Source organism: Pyrodictium delaneyi, from assembly GCF_001412615.1.
Classification (GTDB): Archaea; Thermoproteota; Thermoprotei_A; order Sulfolobales; family Pyrodictiaceae; genus Pyrodictium; species Pyrodictium delaneyi.
Window position 1 is genome coordinate 1,289,228 of sequence record NZ_CP013011.1, and the last position, 15,087, is coordinate 1,304,314.

Genomic DNA, 15,087 nt, shown 5'->3' on the forward strand with positions numbered 1-15,087 from the left:
ATATTGTTTCCTGCCTCGCGCCCGGGGGCCTATTCCTCGGGGCTCCATTCAGTTCTCTGTGTCCTCCTCCCGGGGACTAGCCCGGCTAAGGTACTCCAGGTAGCGGGGGCAGCTATACGCGTTGTCGAGTACCAGTCGAAGTACCTCTCTGCTTTCCACCCGGTAGCTATAGGTGAGCCGAGCGAGCCTAACTAGGCCCCGGCCTACGGGCACTTGGGCTGTAAACGCTATGCGTGTGAATAATCCTTCGCGTGCTAGGAGCCTTTCTAGCCGCTCGAACACCCTTCTATAGGTTCCTCGGAGCCCGGCGAGCTTCTCCCCGTCGCGATAGGCGGTTATTCTAGCCTCTAGCTCGGTGTTAGGCTCTAGAGCGTCGGGGTACAGCTGGTAGAGCTTCTCTAGGGCCGAGCGGGCAGCGTAGACACGGCCCATGTGGGTGTAGATGTAGACGACGAGGCCCCTGGCTTGGAGCCATTCCAGGGCCTCCCGGGCCCTGGGGATGGGCATGCCTAGCGCCCGTGCTATTACGTCGAGAGGTGCTGGCTGCTCCTCTATAGCCTCTAGGACGCGGCGCCGGCGGCTGAAACTCCAGACGTACTCTACTACCCCAGGGTCTATGTTGACGTGGATCCCGGCACGTTGAGCTTCCAATAAACCGTCGATAAGACTATCTACATCCACTGTATCGGGAGTAACGATGAACACTACCCAGCGTGGCCTCTTTCTCGCTGCATCAGTGGCACGGAGTACACGGCCAAGCCTCTGAATGAACCGGAGTGGGCTAGCAGTGTGGCTCCACACTATGAGAAGACTCGCCTCAGGTAGGTCTATGCCCTCCTCGCCCGCGCTAGTGGAGACTACGATGCGTGTTTCGGGCCTCCGGGCTATCTCTAGCGCCTTCTTAGGGTCGATCCGGTGACGGCCCAGGATGAGAGCCGGGTTATACTCGCTTAGTATCTCTGCGATATGTTCTGCAATAACTACCCTATCTACGAAGATTATTGCCTTGTCGAAGCCCTCGTGGTCCCGGAGCACCCTCTCCAGGGCATCCAGCTTATGGGCGGGCCTCACGTCCCCGCTATAGAGGAGCCTTCTTGCCTCTTCGGGGACTAGGCTCCTTAGCCTCTGGCTTCTTTCGAGGCTCTCCCGGAGCGCGAGCGCGCCGTCGCGGACAAACCACCTGATAGCGTTGCCGAGGAGGCTCCGGTTGCTTCCAGAGGCATTGTCCCAGGCGTCCTCGAGGATCATGTAGAGCTGCATCTCGGCATCGTTCAAGGGTGACTCGTATACTTCGGCCTCCCAAGCCGGTATGTAGCGGGCGAGCCTAGGATCATCCCATCCCCAGCATCGTATCTTGCCTATAAGCTCCTCTATCTCCTCCTTCCTGCTAGGCGGTACGTAGGCGGTTAGGCCTAGTCTCCAGCGGAACTGGTACCCCGCCATCACCTTCTTGTAGGCATCCTGGCCCGTAGTATGGTGGCACTCGTCGACCACGACTGCGTCGAAGCCCTGGCTCCTGAACTCCTCCCACTCCGCTACCACTATCTCCGGCGTAGCTACTACTATCCGGCTTCTCCAGCCCCTGCTCCTCTCTCCCCTGCTCAGACTCCCGTGAACCGGTGCAGCGTCGAGGCCCTGGCTCCGGAGGAACCTCGCGCTCTGCTCTACCAGGAACCTAGTAGGCTCGAGAACTAGCACGCGGCGGGCACGTCCGCTGCGGAGCAGCTCCTCTATCCAGAGCACAGCTACCAGAGTCTTCCCGGCACCGGTAGGCATGCATACGACGGCTGCTTCTTCGCGGAGCGCCCACTCAGCAGCCTCGCGCTGGTAGTCCCTCGGCCTTAGCCGCGCCACCTAGCCGCTCCCCTAGCCCTGGTTATGTCCTCGATGTGGGATGTCCTTCTGAGAAGTGTGAGGACAGTTGAGGGTAAAGAAGAGGGGTTAGCTGAGGTACTGTACAGCCTCCTTCATTACCTCGGCGTAGAGGGTTACGGTGTCGCGGTACTTTGTCTCCGGTATACCGGTGTAGATGAGATGCATCCTTAGTGGTAACTCCTTCTCCCGGACCTCCTTCACCATGAACCTGGCGAGGGCTCGTGCCAGCGGTGCTAGGTCTGGGTAGCCCTTGCCGAGGGGCACGCGCTTCTTGAGTATCCTTCTGCCGAGCGCGAAGCCTACCACCTGGCTGAAGCGGAGCGAGAGGAAGCCGTGGCTCAACTCTAGGGTCTTGCGGAGTATGTTGGTCCAGAACGCCTCGTCCGCCATGAGGTTGGCTTGCTCGAAGTCGCCGTGCTCGCTAGCCCCAGTCTCGAGCATCCATGCGTTCTCTAGCTGTACGGAGACTATCAGCCGCTCCTCTCCAACCATCTCCCTTAGGGCCTTTATCTCGTCCCAGAGGCCGAGCATCCGCTGCGTATAGGGCACCTCGACGCTGATAACCATGCCCTCACCGGCCTCCTCGGCTAGCCTCTTCAGCACGTCGGCGGCTACCTCGAGGTCCCGGTGGTCCATGTAGGCGCGCCAGCCTAGGTGGAGGTTGAATACCTCGGCGCCTGCTAGCCGCGCCTTCCTGACAGCGGCTACTAGGGCCTTGACCGTCCTCTCCTGCACGTACTTGTTGGTGGAGACCACGTTGTAGTAGGGGGCGTGCGCGGTAACTGTGGTGAACGCCTTTGAGGCGAACTCGCGGTACTGTTGGAAGTAGTCCTCGCCCCGGCTACGCCGGGCAAAGTCGTAGGGCGGGATCTCCGTGAGCTTAGTGCCGAGTGCCGCTGCTATGGGGAGCTTAGAGAAGGCGTTGTAGGTGCCCCAGTCAAAGAGTATCATGTCCGTCTTTCACCAGTAGACATAGTGTATGGAGTGATAGCTAAATGCATAGCCCCCGGCGAGCAGCGCCGCAGGCAAGGCGAGGAGAAGAGGCAGAGGAGGTCGCTTCATGACCCGGCAATGGGTGCTGCCACCCTGGCTAGCCCTGGGCCTGGCACTAATCGGCATATCCACGGCTGCGCCGTTGGCTAGGCTAGCCGGGGTAGACGGCGCTACTGCAGCGTGGTGGAGACTCCTAGTAGGTAGCGGCATCACCCTCGTGGCCGCGCTGCTCGCCGGCCAGCTGCCCCGCAGCCGCGTGCTCGTGACACGTAGCCTCCCCGGCGGTGTCTTTCTGGCGGCGCACTTGGCCCTCTGGCTCGAGAGCCTACGCTACATGAGCGTAGCATCCTCTACGGGCATAGTTGTGTCGTACCCCGTTATCGCGGCGGCCTACGAGGCGCTGGTCGAGGCTAGCCTCCCGCCCCGCCGCCTCCTAGGCGTAGTCCTCGGCTTTGCCGGTGTCGCTGTGCTCTCCACGCCCTGGGCGGGCGCCACGCTGCCCGGCGCACTGCTGGCCCTTGCCGGCGCCTTCACGGCAGCCGCTTACTTCCTCACGGGCCGCCGGCTACGCGTATCGGGCGCTACAACGCTAGAGTACACAGCGACAGTCTACACGGCCGCGTTCCTAGTAATGACTCTCTACTGCCTCGCAGCCGGTATAGAGGCCTGGAGCCCGCCGGGACGGAGCCTATCCTACCTGGTAGCGCTGGGCCTCGCCCCCATGATCATGGGCCATACTATGCTGAACTACGCGCTAGCCTACTACCCGGCAGGTGTAGTGACCGGGGTAGCGCTGCTCGAGCCCTACGGCGCGAGCCTTCTTGCCTGGCTAGTCCTCGGCGAGGAGCCGCCGCCGGCTAGTATACCGGGGCTCGTGCTCTCGGTCACCGGGGCCTGGCTCGCAATCAGCCCCGGAGGAGCTTCTCGTAGACGACGGCCCTAGCGAGGTCCTCGAGCGCCTCTAACCGGTCCACGGCCTCATAGACGGCCTCCACGGGGTCCTTGGAGACGCCGATGGCTACTGCGCCGTGGCCCTCTAGTACGGCAACGTCGCAGTCCCGGAGTGCTTCAGCTGCTAGCCTCGCGAGCTCCTCCGTACCCGGCTCGACTTCTGGTACAGCAGCGACGCAGTTGCCTAGGTAGTAGCGTGCCTCGACACCTAGTGCTTCGGGCCTAAGCTCTAGCCCGAGACGGCGGGCTAGGACGGCGTAGGGGTTGTGGGCGTGAACTATGGCTCGGACATCGCTCCGTGTTCTGTAGACTGCGAGGTGGAGCCGATACTCGCTGCTTGGCTTGCCTTCGTACACGTAGCCCTCGGGACTCATTACTGCTATGTCTTCAGGCTTCATCCGGGTCTTTATGGCGCCGCTTGGGGTTATGTAGATGAACCTTGTACCGTCGGGTAACTCTAGCACAGCGCTAGCGTTGCCGCCGCGGAGGTTAAGCAAACCACGGTCATGAAGAATCCTCATGGCGTCAACTAGGGTTTGCCTGATCTCGTAGCCCGGTTGCCTCAGCGCCAAACACCCCGCTGCATGAGGGAAGGGGCTCCAGGGCCGGGCTACTGGGCTGAGGTATCTATGTTGCGTGGCTCTCCCGGTGCTCCCTGTACACTTGGAACCTCTTTGGTTCTAATTGTTATGGAGAGCAGCTGGGTACGGTAGTGGGCGCCCTCTCCGCGCCGTATTACTCACATTATTAATTGTGTGAATACTACCGGTGGGTCCACTACACAGACGCCTTAGTACCACTCACGCAGCGTTAACGCGGCTGCGTTAAACGTGTTACTGCTCCCACAGGAGGCCTACTTGGGCTATTCCTTGAAGCATACCCCTCTAGCAGTACTTCCGACTAACCGGGTGTCTCCTGCCGTGCCGATAGTCTACCGCTGCCGTACATGCGGCTTCATACTCCACGTCTTCGTCAAAGTCGGGCAGAATAGCTACGGCATACCCACTCCGAGCGAACTCTCGAGCCAGTTCGGGGGAATCTGTCCTCGGTGCGGCAGTATGCTCAATACGCCTACGCTCAATGACATCGTGATAAAGCCGAATGGACCACAGGAGCTGATAGCAGTGCTAGAGGAGGCGAAGCGCAGCATGAGGATAAGTTTTCGGAGCCTCGAGCGCTACCTTGCAGAGCTACGCCATACAATCCGCGTACACACGAACGTCGAAGCCCCATCGTCCACCAGCGGGTCGGTGGCGATAGAAGCCTAGAAGCGGGGCTCTGACGGGATCGAGGCTCCACATAGCCCCCAGCACTTAGGGGCTCTCGGGGCAGGCTACACTCGTCACAGCCCCGGAAGAGGTGTTGAACAGCCACCTCTTTTACACTCTTAAATTTGTGTGGGTCCTGCCAGAGTTCCTTGCTAGTTGTTTCGGTTTATTGTGCTCCAGCAGCTTTTGGTTCAGCGGCGTACAGTAGTGCTAATTTCTGTAATGTCCGGCGTACTAGCTTGCCAGCAGCAGCCCTTGATACTCCTAGCCGGGAGGCTATTCCCGTTATCGTCGCAGAGTCGCCTAGCATTCTGAGTACTGCTCTCTGCCGAGGTGTGAGTAGGAGCGAACGTGCATCAATAATCTCGACGCTTACGAGCCGGCTCCTGTTCCTAGATATTGTTCTGCGGGTAGCGTTGGTATAGACTGCTACGAAGCGTATAAGCCCCTCGGGTAGGAGCACAGGCTGACCCACGATGTAGCTTCCTTGTAACAGTTGGGCGAGTATACAGTCCCGGCAGCTGACGCGCAGTTTCTCAATACGGCCATGTTGGTCCTCGATAATATGTTCTATCATTCTGCGAGCAGCACCACAGGAGCCGAAGGCCAGATAACTGCGGGGCTTCAGCTCCCGCAGGAGCTGGCACTGCTTCATAGTGATTACAGCGAGCTTCAAGGCCCTGTTCTCCCGAGAATTGCTAACACGTGTTCAAGGAGGGGCTTATACCCACCCCCGGTTACCCTTGCCAGAGGTCTCAACGTATCCGAATCGGTTACGCAAAACATGGAGATGGACAGTGATAAATCTTGTGGTTTCGCGCTGTAGCCTCTACACTAGTAACGCGGCATGTCAATACCCCTTCTTACACGCGTGAACAAGGAGAGGGGGCTGGATTATAGTGAAGAACGGGTTTACAAAGCTAGTACTCGTAGCAGCGATACTAGTCTACATAGTGTATGGTGTAATGGCGTTCTACACGTTCCAGAACCTCCCACCGATACCCGATAAGGTGGTGACAGAGACTGGCGAACTCCTCTTTACCGGTCAAGACGTGGTAGACGGTAAGGTGCTAGTACAACGTTATGGACTTCAGGATTACGGTAGCTTCCTAGGCTTTGGCGGCTACTTCGGCATGGACTATACAGCATATACGCTCCATATACTAGCCGAGACCGCTAAGGAGGCTGGCATAGAGGATCTTAAGGCAGCACTAGAGCCCAGGTTCGAGCAACAGGGCGGCGAGACAATAGCAGTAGTTAGCGACGTCTTCGCAGAAGGCTATCGCCGCGCCCTAGACTTCTACACACGATTCTTCCGCGGAGAAATAACACAGGAGACAAGGCTAGCACCGCTAGACCTTACACCAGACGAGGCCAAGAAGATAACAGCGTTCTTCACCTGGGGCGCAATGATAGCCATCAAGGGCTATACCAATGGGTTCCCCTACTACCCTGGCCTAGTAGAGCCAACCATATCCAGCGTGAAGGCGACCTGGGTAACGATATTCCTCCTACTTCTAGTAGTAATGCCCCTAGTAGGCTACGTACTGCTAAAGTTCATCGACTACTGGCGCGACCGGCGCGTGACGGTCGAGCTGCCGCCGCCGAGCCGCGCCCAGAGACTAGCACTAGTAGGCATGGCCCTAGCAGCGCTTGGCCTCGCAGTACAAGGGCTACTAGGCGGCTACATGATGCACCTCTACGCTGAGCAGACACTCTACGGGGTAGACCTCACCGGAATACTACCCTTCAACGTTGCCCGTGCCCTCCACTACAACCTAGCAATACTATGGATAGTAGTGACATGGGTATCCTTCGCCATATTTATACTGCCCTACTTCGGCGCCAAGATAACCGAGAAACACGCCCTAGCCATACTAGGAGCAGGCGCTGTAACAGCACTAGGCATACTCTTCGGAATATGGCTGACATACCTGGGCAAGATGCCCGACAGCATCTGGTTCATACTGGGTAGCCAGGGCCGCCCCGTCATCTCCCAGGGTACGCTATGGCTCCTACTAGTAGCCGGGCTCCTGACATACCTGGCGCTGGTAGTCTACCGGACAGCGAAGACCACGCCGCTAGAGCCGGCACGGCCCCTGCTAAAGATACTAGCAATAGGCCTCGCTGGCGCAGCGGCGGGCGCATTCGTAGGCGCGCTGCCCATAGTGCGGCCCTGGAGCCACTTCACCGTCGACGAGTACTTCCGCTGGATAACAATCCACAGCTTTGTCGAGGGCTTCTGGCCAGCGATACTGGTGCCGATACTGGTAGCTCTGCTAATTGTAACAGGCCTGGTGCCGCCCAAGCTAGGCATAGCAGTAGCTGGTATGGACGCGGCCCTCGAGATAGCAACCGGCATGATAGGCACGGCCCACCACTACTACTGGGGCGGCGAGCCAACCTTCTGGATGTACGTCGGTGCTGCTATGAGCACACTAGAGGTGCTCCCCATAGGCTTCCTGATAGCCTACGCTATAGTCCTATGGCGCCGTGGTGAGATGAAGACCGAGCTGCAGAAGACCCTGGTAACCTTCATACTCGTGGCAGCGCTAGGCGGCGCGATAGGCGTCATAGCTTTCGGCGCCGGCCTCATCAATATGCCAGTAGTCAACTACTACCTCCACGGCAGTCAAGGCACGATGGTGCACGCACACCTAGCTATGCCGCTGGCCTATGGTATTCCAAGCATATTGATGTGGGTTGTAGCATTCTACCTTGCCGGCGGCTTTAGCGACACGACACTCCGCAAGCTACGCAAGGCAGCGATAGTGATGGCTATAGGCTTCTACCTCCAGATACTCGTCTCGCTAGGCCCACTAATGCTGAAGCAGTTCGACGCTGGGAGCAGCCAAGGCTACTGGTTCATAAAGAGTCTAGTGACGCCTGACGGCTCGCCAGGATTCTGGATGGATGGCACGGTGAAGGCGTTAGTATGGGCTAGGCTGCTAGGCGACCTCGTTGTGGCGGCAGCTCTGCTAGTCTTCCTGGTAGAGATCGCTAAGGCTCTCCCGAGAGCGCTGAAGAGTTGACGAGCACCTCTACTGAGGCCGGGGTACACGCTCTAGGAGACGTAGCCCCAAGGGACGAATCCTTTTTGCAATCACTACAGTACCCTGGGGGCTAACTCACGCTCCATCCTAGGAAGTTGTCCCAGCCCCGGGGTTCCAGAGTTCTCCCCCGATGAAGCAGCCGGGGCCCCGGCCCGTCCAGAACTCTGCCCATACGGGCTATGCGTAGCCCGACCTTCTCCGCCTCCTCCTCTACTATGCTGGCGCAGCTTGGCTTCACGGTGAAGACGATCTCGAACTCCTGGCCCCCATAGAGCGCCAGCTCTAGCGGGTCTAGGCCCTTCTCCGAGGCGTAGTCTATCGCCTCCCTCTCAACCGGGGTGTCTTCGACCTCTACTGCTGCCCCGGCGGCCCGGGAGAGTAGCCAGAGGCTATATGCGAGCCCGTCGCTAGTATCTACGGAGCTTGTTAGGCAGCCTCGGGGCAGCCTCTCAGCAAGCTCGGCGAAGCCCAGCCGGGCAATAGGCCTAGACATATCCATGAATGCCCTCGGGTAGGATTCCATGTCCTCCCTCCACGTGCCGGCGGCGAGCGAGTGGAAGACGAGCCCGCCGAGCCCGAGCCGTCCAGCAGTAGTATAGACTAGGTCGCCCCTCCTGGGCTGGCGCGGCACCGGCGCAGCTCGGGCGACGCCTACAGCGGCTACGTTGACCCAGCCGCAGCCTTGTCCATGGCAGCTGTTAAGGTCGCCACCCGCTAGCCAGCCGCCGTGGACTCTCGCTGCTTCGGCAGCACCACTTACTAGCTCTTCAAGCTCCTCTAGTAGCGTCTCAGGGGCTAGGCCGAGTGAGATTAGGAACACGAGCGGCCGGGCAGCTTTCGCTGCAAGGTCGCTGGCAGCTGCTGCGACTTGGAGCCAGCCTAGATCCCTTAGACTCATCCACGGCGCCATGTTGGAGGCTATACTACCCCCGTCAATCTTGACGAGTAGGCGGGGGCTACCCGGTCCAGCGCAGGAGGCGTCATCACCTGGGGCTAGGCTCGGGCAGCGCCACTGGCCCCAGAGCAGCTCGGCTAGAAGCTCGGCTGTACGATGCTCCCCAATGTCGGCGAGCCTTATGCTGCTGCGCCTCTGCAAAACCACCCCTCGAGGATCAGCAGGGCGAGGACTAAGAAGCTAGGAAAACTGCACGTTACAGCGTGATCGCGTCGAGGCTCTGGTGTCCGGTGCGGCGCAGCGCCTCGCCTATACGCTTCCATGCCTCCTCGTTTGCGGCTACAACCACGCTGCCGACACGCACTACCTGTGTAAGGACTGCGTCATGCTTCTCGACTGCTACGTGCGCCCCGGCCTCGCGGGCGAGCCAGATGGCAGCAGCTACGTCTACTACGCGGAGCCGGCCACGGACGTCTATGAAGGCCTCAGCGCGGCCGAGCCCAGCCCAGACTATCTCGAGGCTAGCACTGCCGAGCGCTCTTACACTCCTCTTGTCGCCTGTTAGCCGGAGATACTCGTGCACAACCGCAGCTTGCTCCGGCTTCTCCACGTAGGCTAGGACTAGCCTCGTCTTCCGACCGTTCTCGACTACAACCCTAGCGCCGCCCTCGTAAGCGCCCCTGCCCCGAGCGAAACTAAGGACAGGCCAGGGAAAGACGGGTGCTACAGCACCTGCTACTACGTCTCTTAGACTAGGCTCTCGTCCCGCGGGCAAGGGTGCGACAGCGATGCTTACAGCGCTCCAGGGGACTAGGCCGGCGTAGTTCTTGCTTCCGTCAAGAGGGTCTGCGACCACTATGTAGGGATCATCCCCGAGCTTTATGAGGCCATGTTCCTCGCCCAGGAAGAGGCCGCGGAACCCCTCAGCCTCTAAAAGCTCTATAATGTTCTGCTCGCTCTCAACGTCTATCCTCATGCCCTCGTCTCCATCGTGACCGTGGACAGCCACGACGCTGAGGAGTTCCTCGAGGCCGAAGCGGTCGCGGAGATACGCAGCAGCCTCTCCTGCGACGCGGACAGCGAGCCTCCGAAGGTCTTCGAGCTCGCGGCGCTCCGCGAGGAGAGTCTCCACCAGGCTCCCTGGAGACCCGGGGCTCTCCCGACCCCTTTATCCAGGTTCCGGTTGTCAGCGAATCCGGGACTCGTGATACCCGCTTCACACAGCCCGACACAATTTATTATGCTGGACCTGATTTGATGGTGCCCCGTAGCAGCCGGTGCTGCAACAGCCTTCGGTGCAAAACAGCTACACCAGTATTGTTCCGGAAGGCTAGTAGCCCAGCCCAGTAGTCTGCGAGCTGGAGCTGCCGGCCCAGCAGCCACACGGGGTCCTGGATCCGCTGGGCCGACAACAGCCAGCTAGTGCTACGCGGCATTACGGCGTATGCCTCGAAACTCCCTTCGAGCCCTAGCCCAGCGAGCATGCCTGCTAGCCTCTCTGCAGCCCTTTCCCAGCGTTCCCTAAGTCTAGAAAGTAGCCCGGTAGCCAGCCGGAGTCTCGTCTCTAGCCTGGCCCCAGCACCCTCTGTCGCCAGTTTCATCCGGCCTAGCTTCTTCTCCCTTTCACGCGCGTCGAGTAGTCTGCCCGTGTAGACACGGGCTGCTGCTACGTGAGGCTGTTCTGCTATCCTCCAGAGAAACCTCCAGGACTGAGTAAGCCCCACCTTGACCCGAGAGCCGCCATAGTCTAACACGTATACGGAGAACTCCTCGTCAGGTTTGAGCCGGTACGCCTCGAGGCATGCGGGATCGAAGCCCTGGGCGCAGCGCTCGTAGAGAGCCTTCCAGCTACCCCGGTGGACCCGGCAGTACCCGTCACGGGTCACAGCAGGGTTAGTACAGTACCGGTGCCGCCACGGCTCGCCCCGAGGACCTTCATGGAACCTGCATAGTAGCTCTCCTAGCTCCTCGATTAAGAGGATCGGCTCCCAGACCACGCTGACGCTCTGCCCCGGTAGCTCTTGTACCAGGAGCCCGACCTGCCTAACCCGGAGGACATTGAGTTCGACCTCTACACGTGAACTATTGCCGAGCCATGAATCTAGCCCAGAGCCACGCGCCTCTCCGTGGAATGTACCGACGACTTCATAGTCGAAGACGATTGCTCTCACGGCGGGCACAGCTGTTACCCTCGTGACGCTCCTTCTCCCCGGCGGCTCAAGCCCCCCGGCTTAAATACCCGCTCTTGCCGCCTTCTAGAATCACTCCCAGCGGTGGCTCTAGGATATGCCCCGGGCACCCCTCACAGTAGACAAGGTACAAGAATTCATAGGCGAAACCGTCTATGATCCTTATGGCCGTGTTGCTGGCAGGCTTGTGAGCTTCGAGAGCGACGTGGATGGTACAGTGCAGAACGTCGTCGTAGAGACCGAGTCCCGGGATGTACGCTTCATACCCGCAGAGGCCATAGAGATTAAGGAGGGGCGCATAATAGTCTGGCCCGAGTGGAAGGTTGTAGCCCACAAGGTCATAGCTAGCTACCAGCGGGCCCTCAAGAGGCTCAAGGGCCTAGAAGACATGTACAGCAGGAACGAGATACCTAGTGTAGTCTATCACGAGATGAGGAAGAGGCTCAACGCCAGTCTATCCAGGCTCAAGGACGAAGCCAAGAAGCTCCGGGAGATGATAAACCGGAGGATGCACGACATAGAAGATAATAATCTTAAGCTAGACCGTGCAATAGCCAACCTCAAGGTCTCCTACATGGCTGGCGAGATCGGCGAGAAAGCCTACAAGACTGCAATAGAGCACCTCCGCGGCGCTAAGGACAGTAACACGCGGGAGCTAGAAGACCTCAAGGCCACAAAGAGCAAGGTCGAGGCCCTCGAGAGCGGCGCACTAGACCTCGTGAAGTCAAAGCCAGCCGAGTCGAAGACTGAGGCAAAGAAACAACCAGAGCCATCAAAAGCCCCGGCTTCGCCGATACAAGGGCTACAGCCGATACCAGTCAAGGTGATAGAGGGCTAAACCCTCTCCAGGGAGGGACCCCGGGACGAAGCCTCGACCCCTAGCCCCAGTTTTTAGCCAGCCCTCCGATGCGAGCTCAATCTCTCCCTCCTCCTGCCGCGCAGCCTCCGCCACCCCCTCTACACCTACACCCCTGCTATGTAACACTATGGTCCTCTCTTTTGCACCAAAATTGCGTCCTGCTTGTTGTTGCATCCTCCCAGTGTTACCTGGGTATAGCTTCTACATAGCATCAGAGCGTTCATCGTCGTGCAGCCCCCGGCGCTATAGCGCCGGCGGAGACTGCGGCTGTGACGGGTACTTACTGTGTGTTAGCGGGGTGGAGGGGCTAGCTATCCACCATCATGGCGAATACTGTGAGTGGGAGCGATACCACCACTAGTGCAGAGAGGTGACCCCGCGGTGGCAGCGATAGTTGCACGCTTACTTCAGGCCCTGGGGCTCGGGGGCAACCAGGAGCCGAGCCTACACGAGAAGATAGACCAGGTAATAGTCAAGCTCGAGCTAATAGAGGACAATGTGGCTGAGCTCCGCTACAAGTTCGAGAAGAGGAGCCGTGAGCTCTTCGAGAAGGTCATCACCCTACTCCGCCGCGGCGAGAAGAGCCGCGCAGCCATATACGCGGGAGAAGTAAGCCAGGTAAGGAACATACTCAAGATGGTAATGGCGGTGGAGAACCTGGTGATAATGACAAAGGAGAGGTTGAAGACCGTGAGGGATACACGCGAGCTAGGCCAGACACTAATGGTGTTCGGTGCAGCCCTAGAGGAGGTGAAGGACCAGGTACGCGCGATATACCCCAACCTCAATCTAGCATTCGAGGAGCTATCCAGGAGCGTCAAGAACATGATAGTGGAGACCAGTGTCGACGCTATAGGCGACATAGACCCGGCTGTGATAAGCAGTAGTGCAGTACAAGTACTACAAGAGGCTATGAAGAAGGCCGAGGAGAGGATAAAGAGCGAGTTCCCAGAGCCACCAGTAGAGCCCGTGATACAACTACAGCCGAGCCGCCAGCAGGCAGCGGCAGCAGTAGCCCTGGCCGCGGCAGCGGGACCAGCCCCGGCAGCTGCTATCCCTGCCAGCTACCGGGGGCGCCGCAAGCCTAGCGGCGAGGAGCTAGAAAAACTAGTACTAGACTACATAAAGCAGCACAACGGCTTCCTAGACATACGCGACTTCACAGCCACATACAATGTGTCCAAGAGCGAGGTGCTAAGGGCGCTACACAGCCTCGCCGAGAAAGGCCTCATAGCCCTAGCCTAAGCCCCGCGTAGCTATTTACAATCCCCCGGACCCCCGGGGCCACATGGGCTCGACGATTTTACACGGGAGGCTCCTCTCGTAGCTGTGCTCCTCCTAGAGCTTCTCGAGCTCCTCGAGGGCTTCTACGGGTAGCCTCCAGCCCAGGGCTCCGAGTATCTCTCTTAGATGATCCCTCTGCTCGGTCTTCGGTATAGCTACTACTCGGGGCCTCGATATCAGGTAGTTGAGCGCCACTTGTACCGGTGTACGGCCGAGCCTTTCTGCAACTCTTCTAACGACCGGGTGCCGGGCTACAAGCCCGCGCTCAAGCGGCGTATAGGCCTGGATAGTGACCCCGTTGCGGAGCGCTAGCGGGAGGAGCTTCTCCTCCACCTGCCTCCGGTGGAGCACGCTATAATGCACCTGGTTGACCACTATCTCGGCGGAGGCCGTAGCCTCCAGGGCCTCCTCTAGCTGCCTGTGGTCGAAGTTGCTTACACCAATATACCTGGCATACCCCCTGCTGATGGCTACGCGCTCTAGCTTTTTCACCTGCTCCGCCACCGGCATATCGTCGAGCGGCCAGTGGATGAGAACCAGGTCTACAGTACTCACGCCCAGCCGTCGGAGACTAGCCCTTAGAGCCCGCTCTAGCTCCTCGGGTCTCCATAGCCTCCAGGGTAGCACCTTCGTCGTCACGAACACTCGGTCCCGGCCCACGATTCGTAGAAGTTTCCCCACAAGCTCCTCGGCAGCACCATCACCGTACATCTCAGCCGTGTCCACGTTGTCCACGAGGCCAGTCTCGACAGCCTCTACTAGGACCTCGAGAGCCCGCCGCGGGTTACGTATAGCCCAGGTACCAAGCCCAATAGCCGAGACAGTATCCCCACCGATGGGCTTACGGTCGCTCGGGTCCACGGGGAAGAGTGGCATATAGGCACCAGCCGGGAGAAGAACCATGTGCCTCAGATTTGCCTACCGCTAGGCGGCTCGGCAGCAGAAGGAACCAGCATCAACTAGAGGGAATATAAGAAATATTTGTCCAAACGTGGGAGAAGTGTGAATCTGTCCTAGCGGTTTTGGGGTACAAGCTGACGGGGGAGAGTCTTCTGGTCTGGCAGGGGTGAAGTACATCTAGCTCTGGTGGAACTCCCCTAGTCGTGGAGCTATCGTACTGCTATGCCCCAGTCTACTAGCGCTGCGTGTATCATCGAGGCACCAACGCCCGCTACGAAGAGCGAAGTTATCCTCGTTAGCACCCTCATAGTGCTCCGGCCGAGGAACTTGAGTACCGCCTCTGCTGCTACGAGGAACGCCCAGACAGTAGCTGCGGCAGCCACTATGGCTGCTAGTAGTGCTATCCTGTTCCCCTCAGTCGTGAAGACTATCACGTAGGTTATGGTGGCTGGGCCTACGAGTAGCGGCATGGTGAGCGGTACTAGGGCCGCGTCGCGTGGGTCTGGTGTCTGGGTCTTAGCGTGGCCCTCTAGCCGGTGTAACGCTATCCCTAGCAGCACTATGCCGCCGGCGAACCGGAATTCATCAATGCTTATCATGTAGAGTCTTAGCAGCAGGTCGCCGGTGAAGGCTACGAAGAAAAGTAGTCCTATCACGACCATGGTTACGAAGTTTGCTAGCCTCCGTCTTTCCCATGGGTGTAGCTTCTCCACTGTATCCAGGAATATCGGGGCGGCGCCGAACGGGTTCATTATGAAAACCAGCGTAGCGTAATAGGAGATGAACTGTCCCAGCAGTCCCACCTCCGGCATAGTAGCGG

14 protein-coding genes are annotated in these 15,087 nt (G+C 59.1%); 5 read left to right on the top strand and 9 right to left on the bottom strand.

Going from position 1 to position 15,087, the window contains the following annotated elements; all coding sequences use genetic code 11:
• Nucleotides 1–48 precede the first annotated feature (48 nt).
• Together Pyrde_RS06610 and Pyrde_RS06615 are read right to left on the bottom strand one after the other, a co-directional pair.
• On the bottom strand, nt 49–1,854 hold the full coding sequence (locus tag Pyrde_RS06610) for a DEAD/DEAH box helicase (RefSeq protein WP_055409256.1): 1,806 nt from the start codon (nt 1,852–1,854) through the stop codon (nt 49–51).
• Nucleotides 1,855–1,941: 87 nt separating this feature from the next.
• Complete coding sequence (locus Pyrde_RS06615; protein WP_055409257.1) at nt 1,942–2,826, bottom strand: TIM barrel protein; 885 nt, start codon at nt 2,824–2,826, stop codon at nt 1,942–1,944.
• A 109-nt stretch (nt 2,827–2,935) separates the two neighbouring features.
• Between Pyrde_RS06615 and Pyrde_RS06620 the strand changes: the two genes are divergently transcribed.
• Entirely contained in the window at nt 2,936–3,811 is an 876-nt protein-coding gene (locus Pyrde_RS06620; protein ID WP_082419525.1) for a DMT family transporter, read from the top strand.
• On the opposite strand, the gene Pyrde_RS06625 is transcribed toward Pyrde_RS06620, so the two are convergent.
• The gene (locus Pyrde_RS06625) at nt 3,774–4,391 is read right to left on the bottom strand and encodes a class II aldolase/adducin family protein (RefSeq protein ID WP_055409261.1); all 618 of its coding nucleotides are present in this window, start codon (nt 4,389–4,391) and stop codon (nt 3,774–3,776) included. The two genes, Pyrde_RS06620 and Pyrde_RS06625, sit on opposite strands and share 38 nt — an antisense overlap.
• A gap of 348 nt (nt 4,392–4,739) precedes the next feature.
• Between Pyrde_RS06625 and Pyrde_RS06630 the strand changes: the two genes are divergently transcribed.
• Nucleotides 4,740–5,087, top strand: a complete 348-nt coding sequence (locus Pyrde_RS06630) for an FmdB family zinc ribbon protein (RefSeq protein WP_055409262.1) — start codon at nt 4,740–4,742, stop codon at nt 5,085–5,087.
• A 166-nt stretch (nt 5,088–5,253) separates the two neighbouring features.
• Here Pyrde_RS06630 and Pyrde_RS10685 read toward each other — a convergent pair whose 3' ends face one another.
• Nucleotides 5,254–5,763, bottom strand: coding sequence for a helix-turn-helix domain-containing protein (locus Pyrde_RS10685; RefSeq protein ID WP_143522244.1), 510 nt, complete (start codon nt 5,761–5,763; stop codon nt 5,254–5,256).
• Nucleotides 5,764–5,986: 223 nt separating this feature from the next.
• Here Pyrde_RS10685 and Pyrde_RS06645 point away from each other — a divergent pair, with 223 nt between their 5' ends.
• Complete coding sequence (locus Pyrde_RS06645) at nt 5,987–8,119, top strand: nitric-oxide reductase large subunit (protein WP_055409268.1); 2,133 nt, start codon at nt 5,987–5,989, stop codon at nt 8,117–8,119.
• A gap of 91 nt (nt 8,120–8,210) precedes the next feature.
• Here the strand turns inward: Pyrde_RS06645 and Pyrde_RS06650 are convergent, their stop codons facing one another.
• The 3 genes from Pyrde_RS06650 to Pyrde_RS06660 all read right to left on the bottom strand — a co-directional run bounded on the left by Pyrde_RS06650 (nt 8,211) and on the right by Pyrde_RS06660 (nt 11,215).
• Complete coding sequence (locus Pyrde_RS06650) at nt 8,211–9,236, bottom strand: thiamine-phosphate kinase (protein WP_197272657.1); 1,026 nt, start codon at nt 9,234–9,236, stop codon at nt 8,211–8,213.
• Nucleotides 9,237–9,291: 55 nt separating this feature from the next.
• A complete protein-coding gene (locus Pyrde_RS06655) occupies nt 9,292–10,167 on the bottom strand; it encodes an inositol monophosphatase family protein (RefSeq protein ID WP_055409272.1) in 876 nt (291 codons plus the stop codon).
• A 106-nt stretch (nt 10,168–10,273) separates the two neighbouring features.
• Nucleotides 10,274–11,215 carry a hypothetical protein gene (locus tag Pyrde_RS06660; RefSeq protein ID WP_156328024.1) on the bottom strand — a complete coding sequence of 314 codons (942 nt, stop codon included), beginning with the start codon at nt 11,213–11,215 and terminating at the stop codon, nt 10,274–10,276.
• A gap of 106 nt (nt 11,216–11,321) precedes the next feature.
• Between Pyrde_RS06660 and Pyrde_RS06665 the strand changes: the two genes are divergently transcribed.
• Nucleotides 11,322–12,062, top strand: coding sequence for a CdvA-like protein (locus Pyrde_RS06665; RefSeq protein ID WP_055409276.1), 741 nt, complete (start codon nt 11,322–11,324; stop codon nt 12,060–12,062).
• A gap of 402 nt (nt 12,063–12,464) precedes the next feature.
• On the top strand, nt 12,465–13,328 hold the full coding sequence (locus tag Pyrde_RS06670) for a hypothetical protein (protein WP_143522242.1): 864 nt from the start codon (nt 12,465–12,467) through the stop codon (nt 13,326–13,328).
• Between the two features lie 93 nt (nt 13,329–13,421).
• On the opposite strand, the gene Pyrde_RS06675 is transcribed toward Pyrde_RS06670, so the two are convergent.
• Complete coding sequence (locus Pyrde_RS06675; protein ID WP_055410835.1) at nt 13,422–14,243, bottom strand: aldo/keto reductase; 822 nt, start codon at nt 14,241–14,243, stop codon at nt 13,422–13,424.
• A gap of 233 nt (nt 14,244–14,476) precedes the next feature.
• Nucleotides 14,477–15,079, bottom strand: coding sequence for a MarC family protein (locus tag Pyrde_RS06680; RefSeq protein ID WP_055409279.1), 603 nt, complete (start codon nt 15,077–15,079; stop codon nt 14,477–14,479).
• Nucleotides 15,080–15,087 lie beyond the last annotated feature (8 nt).

Excerpts from the sequence above, each read along its gene's own strand:
- Pyrde_RS06615 (WP_055409257.1), bottom strand. The coding sequence starts at position 2,826 with ATGATACTCTTTGACTGGGGCACCTACAACGCCTTCTCTAAGCTCCCC.
- Pyrde_RS06620 (WP_082419525.1), top strand. The coding sequence starts at position 2,936 with ATGACCCGGCAATGGGTGCTGCCACCCTGGCTAGCCCTGGGCCTGGCA.
- Pyrde_RS06665 (WP_055409276.1), top strand. The coding sequence starts at position 11,322 with ATGCCCCGGGCACCCCTCACAGTAGACAAGGTACAAGAATTCATAGGC.
- Pyrde_RS06675 (WP_055410835.1), bottom strand. The coding sequence starts at position 14,243 with ATGCCACTCTTCCCCGTGGACCCGAGCGACCGTAAGCCCATCGGTGGG.
- Pyrde_RS06680 (WP_055409279.1), bottom strand. The coding sequence starts at position 15,079 with ATGCCGGAGGTGGGACTGCTGGGACAGTTCATCTCCTATTACGCTACG.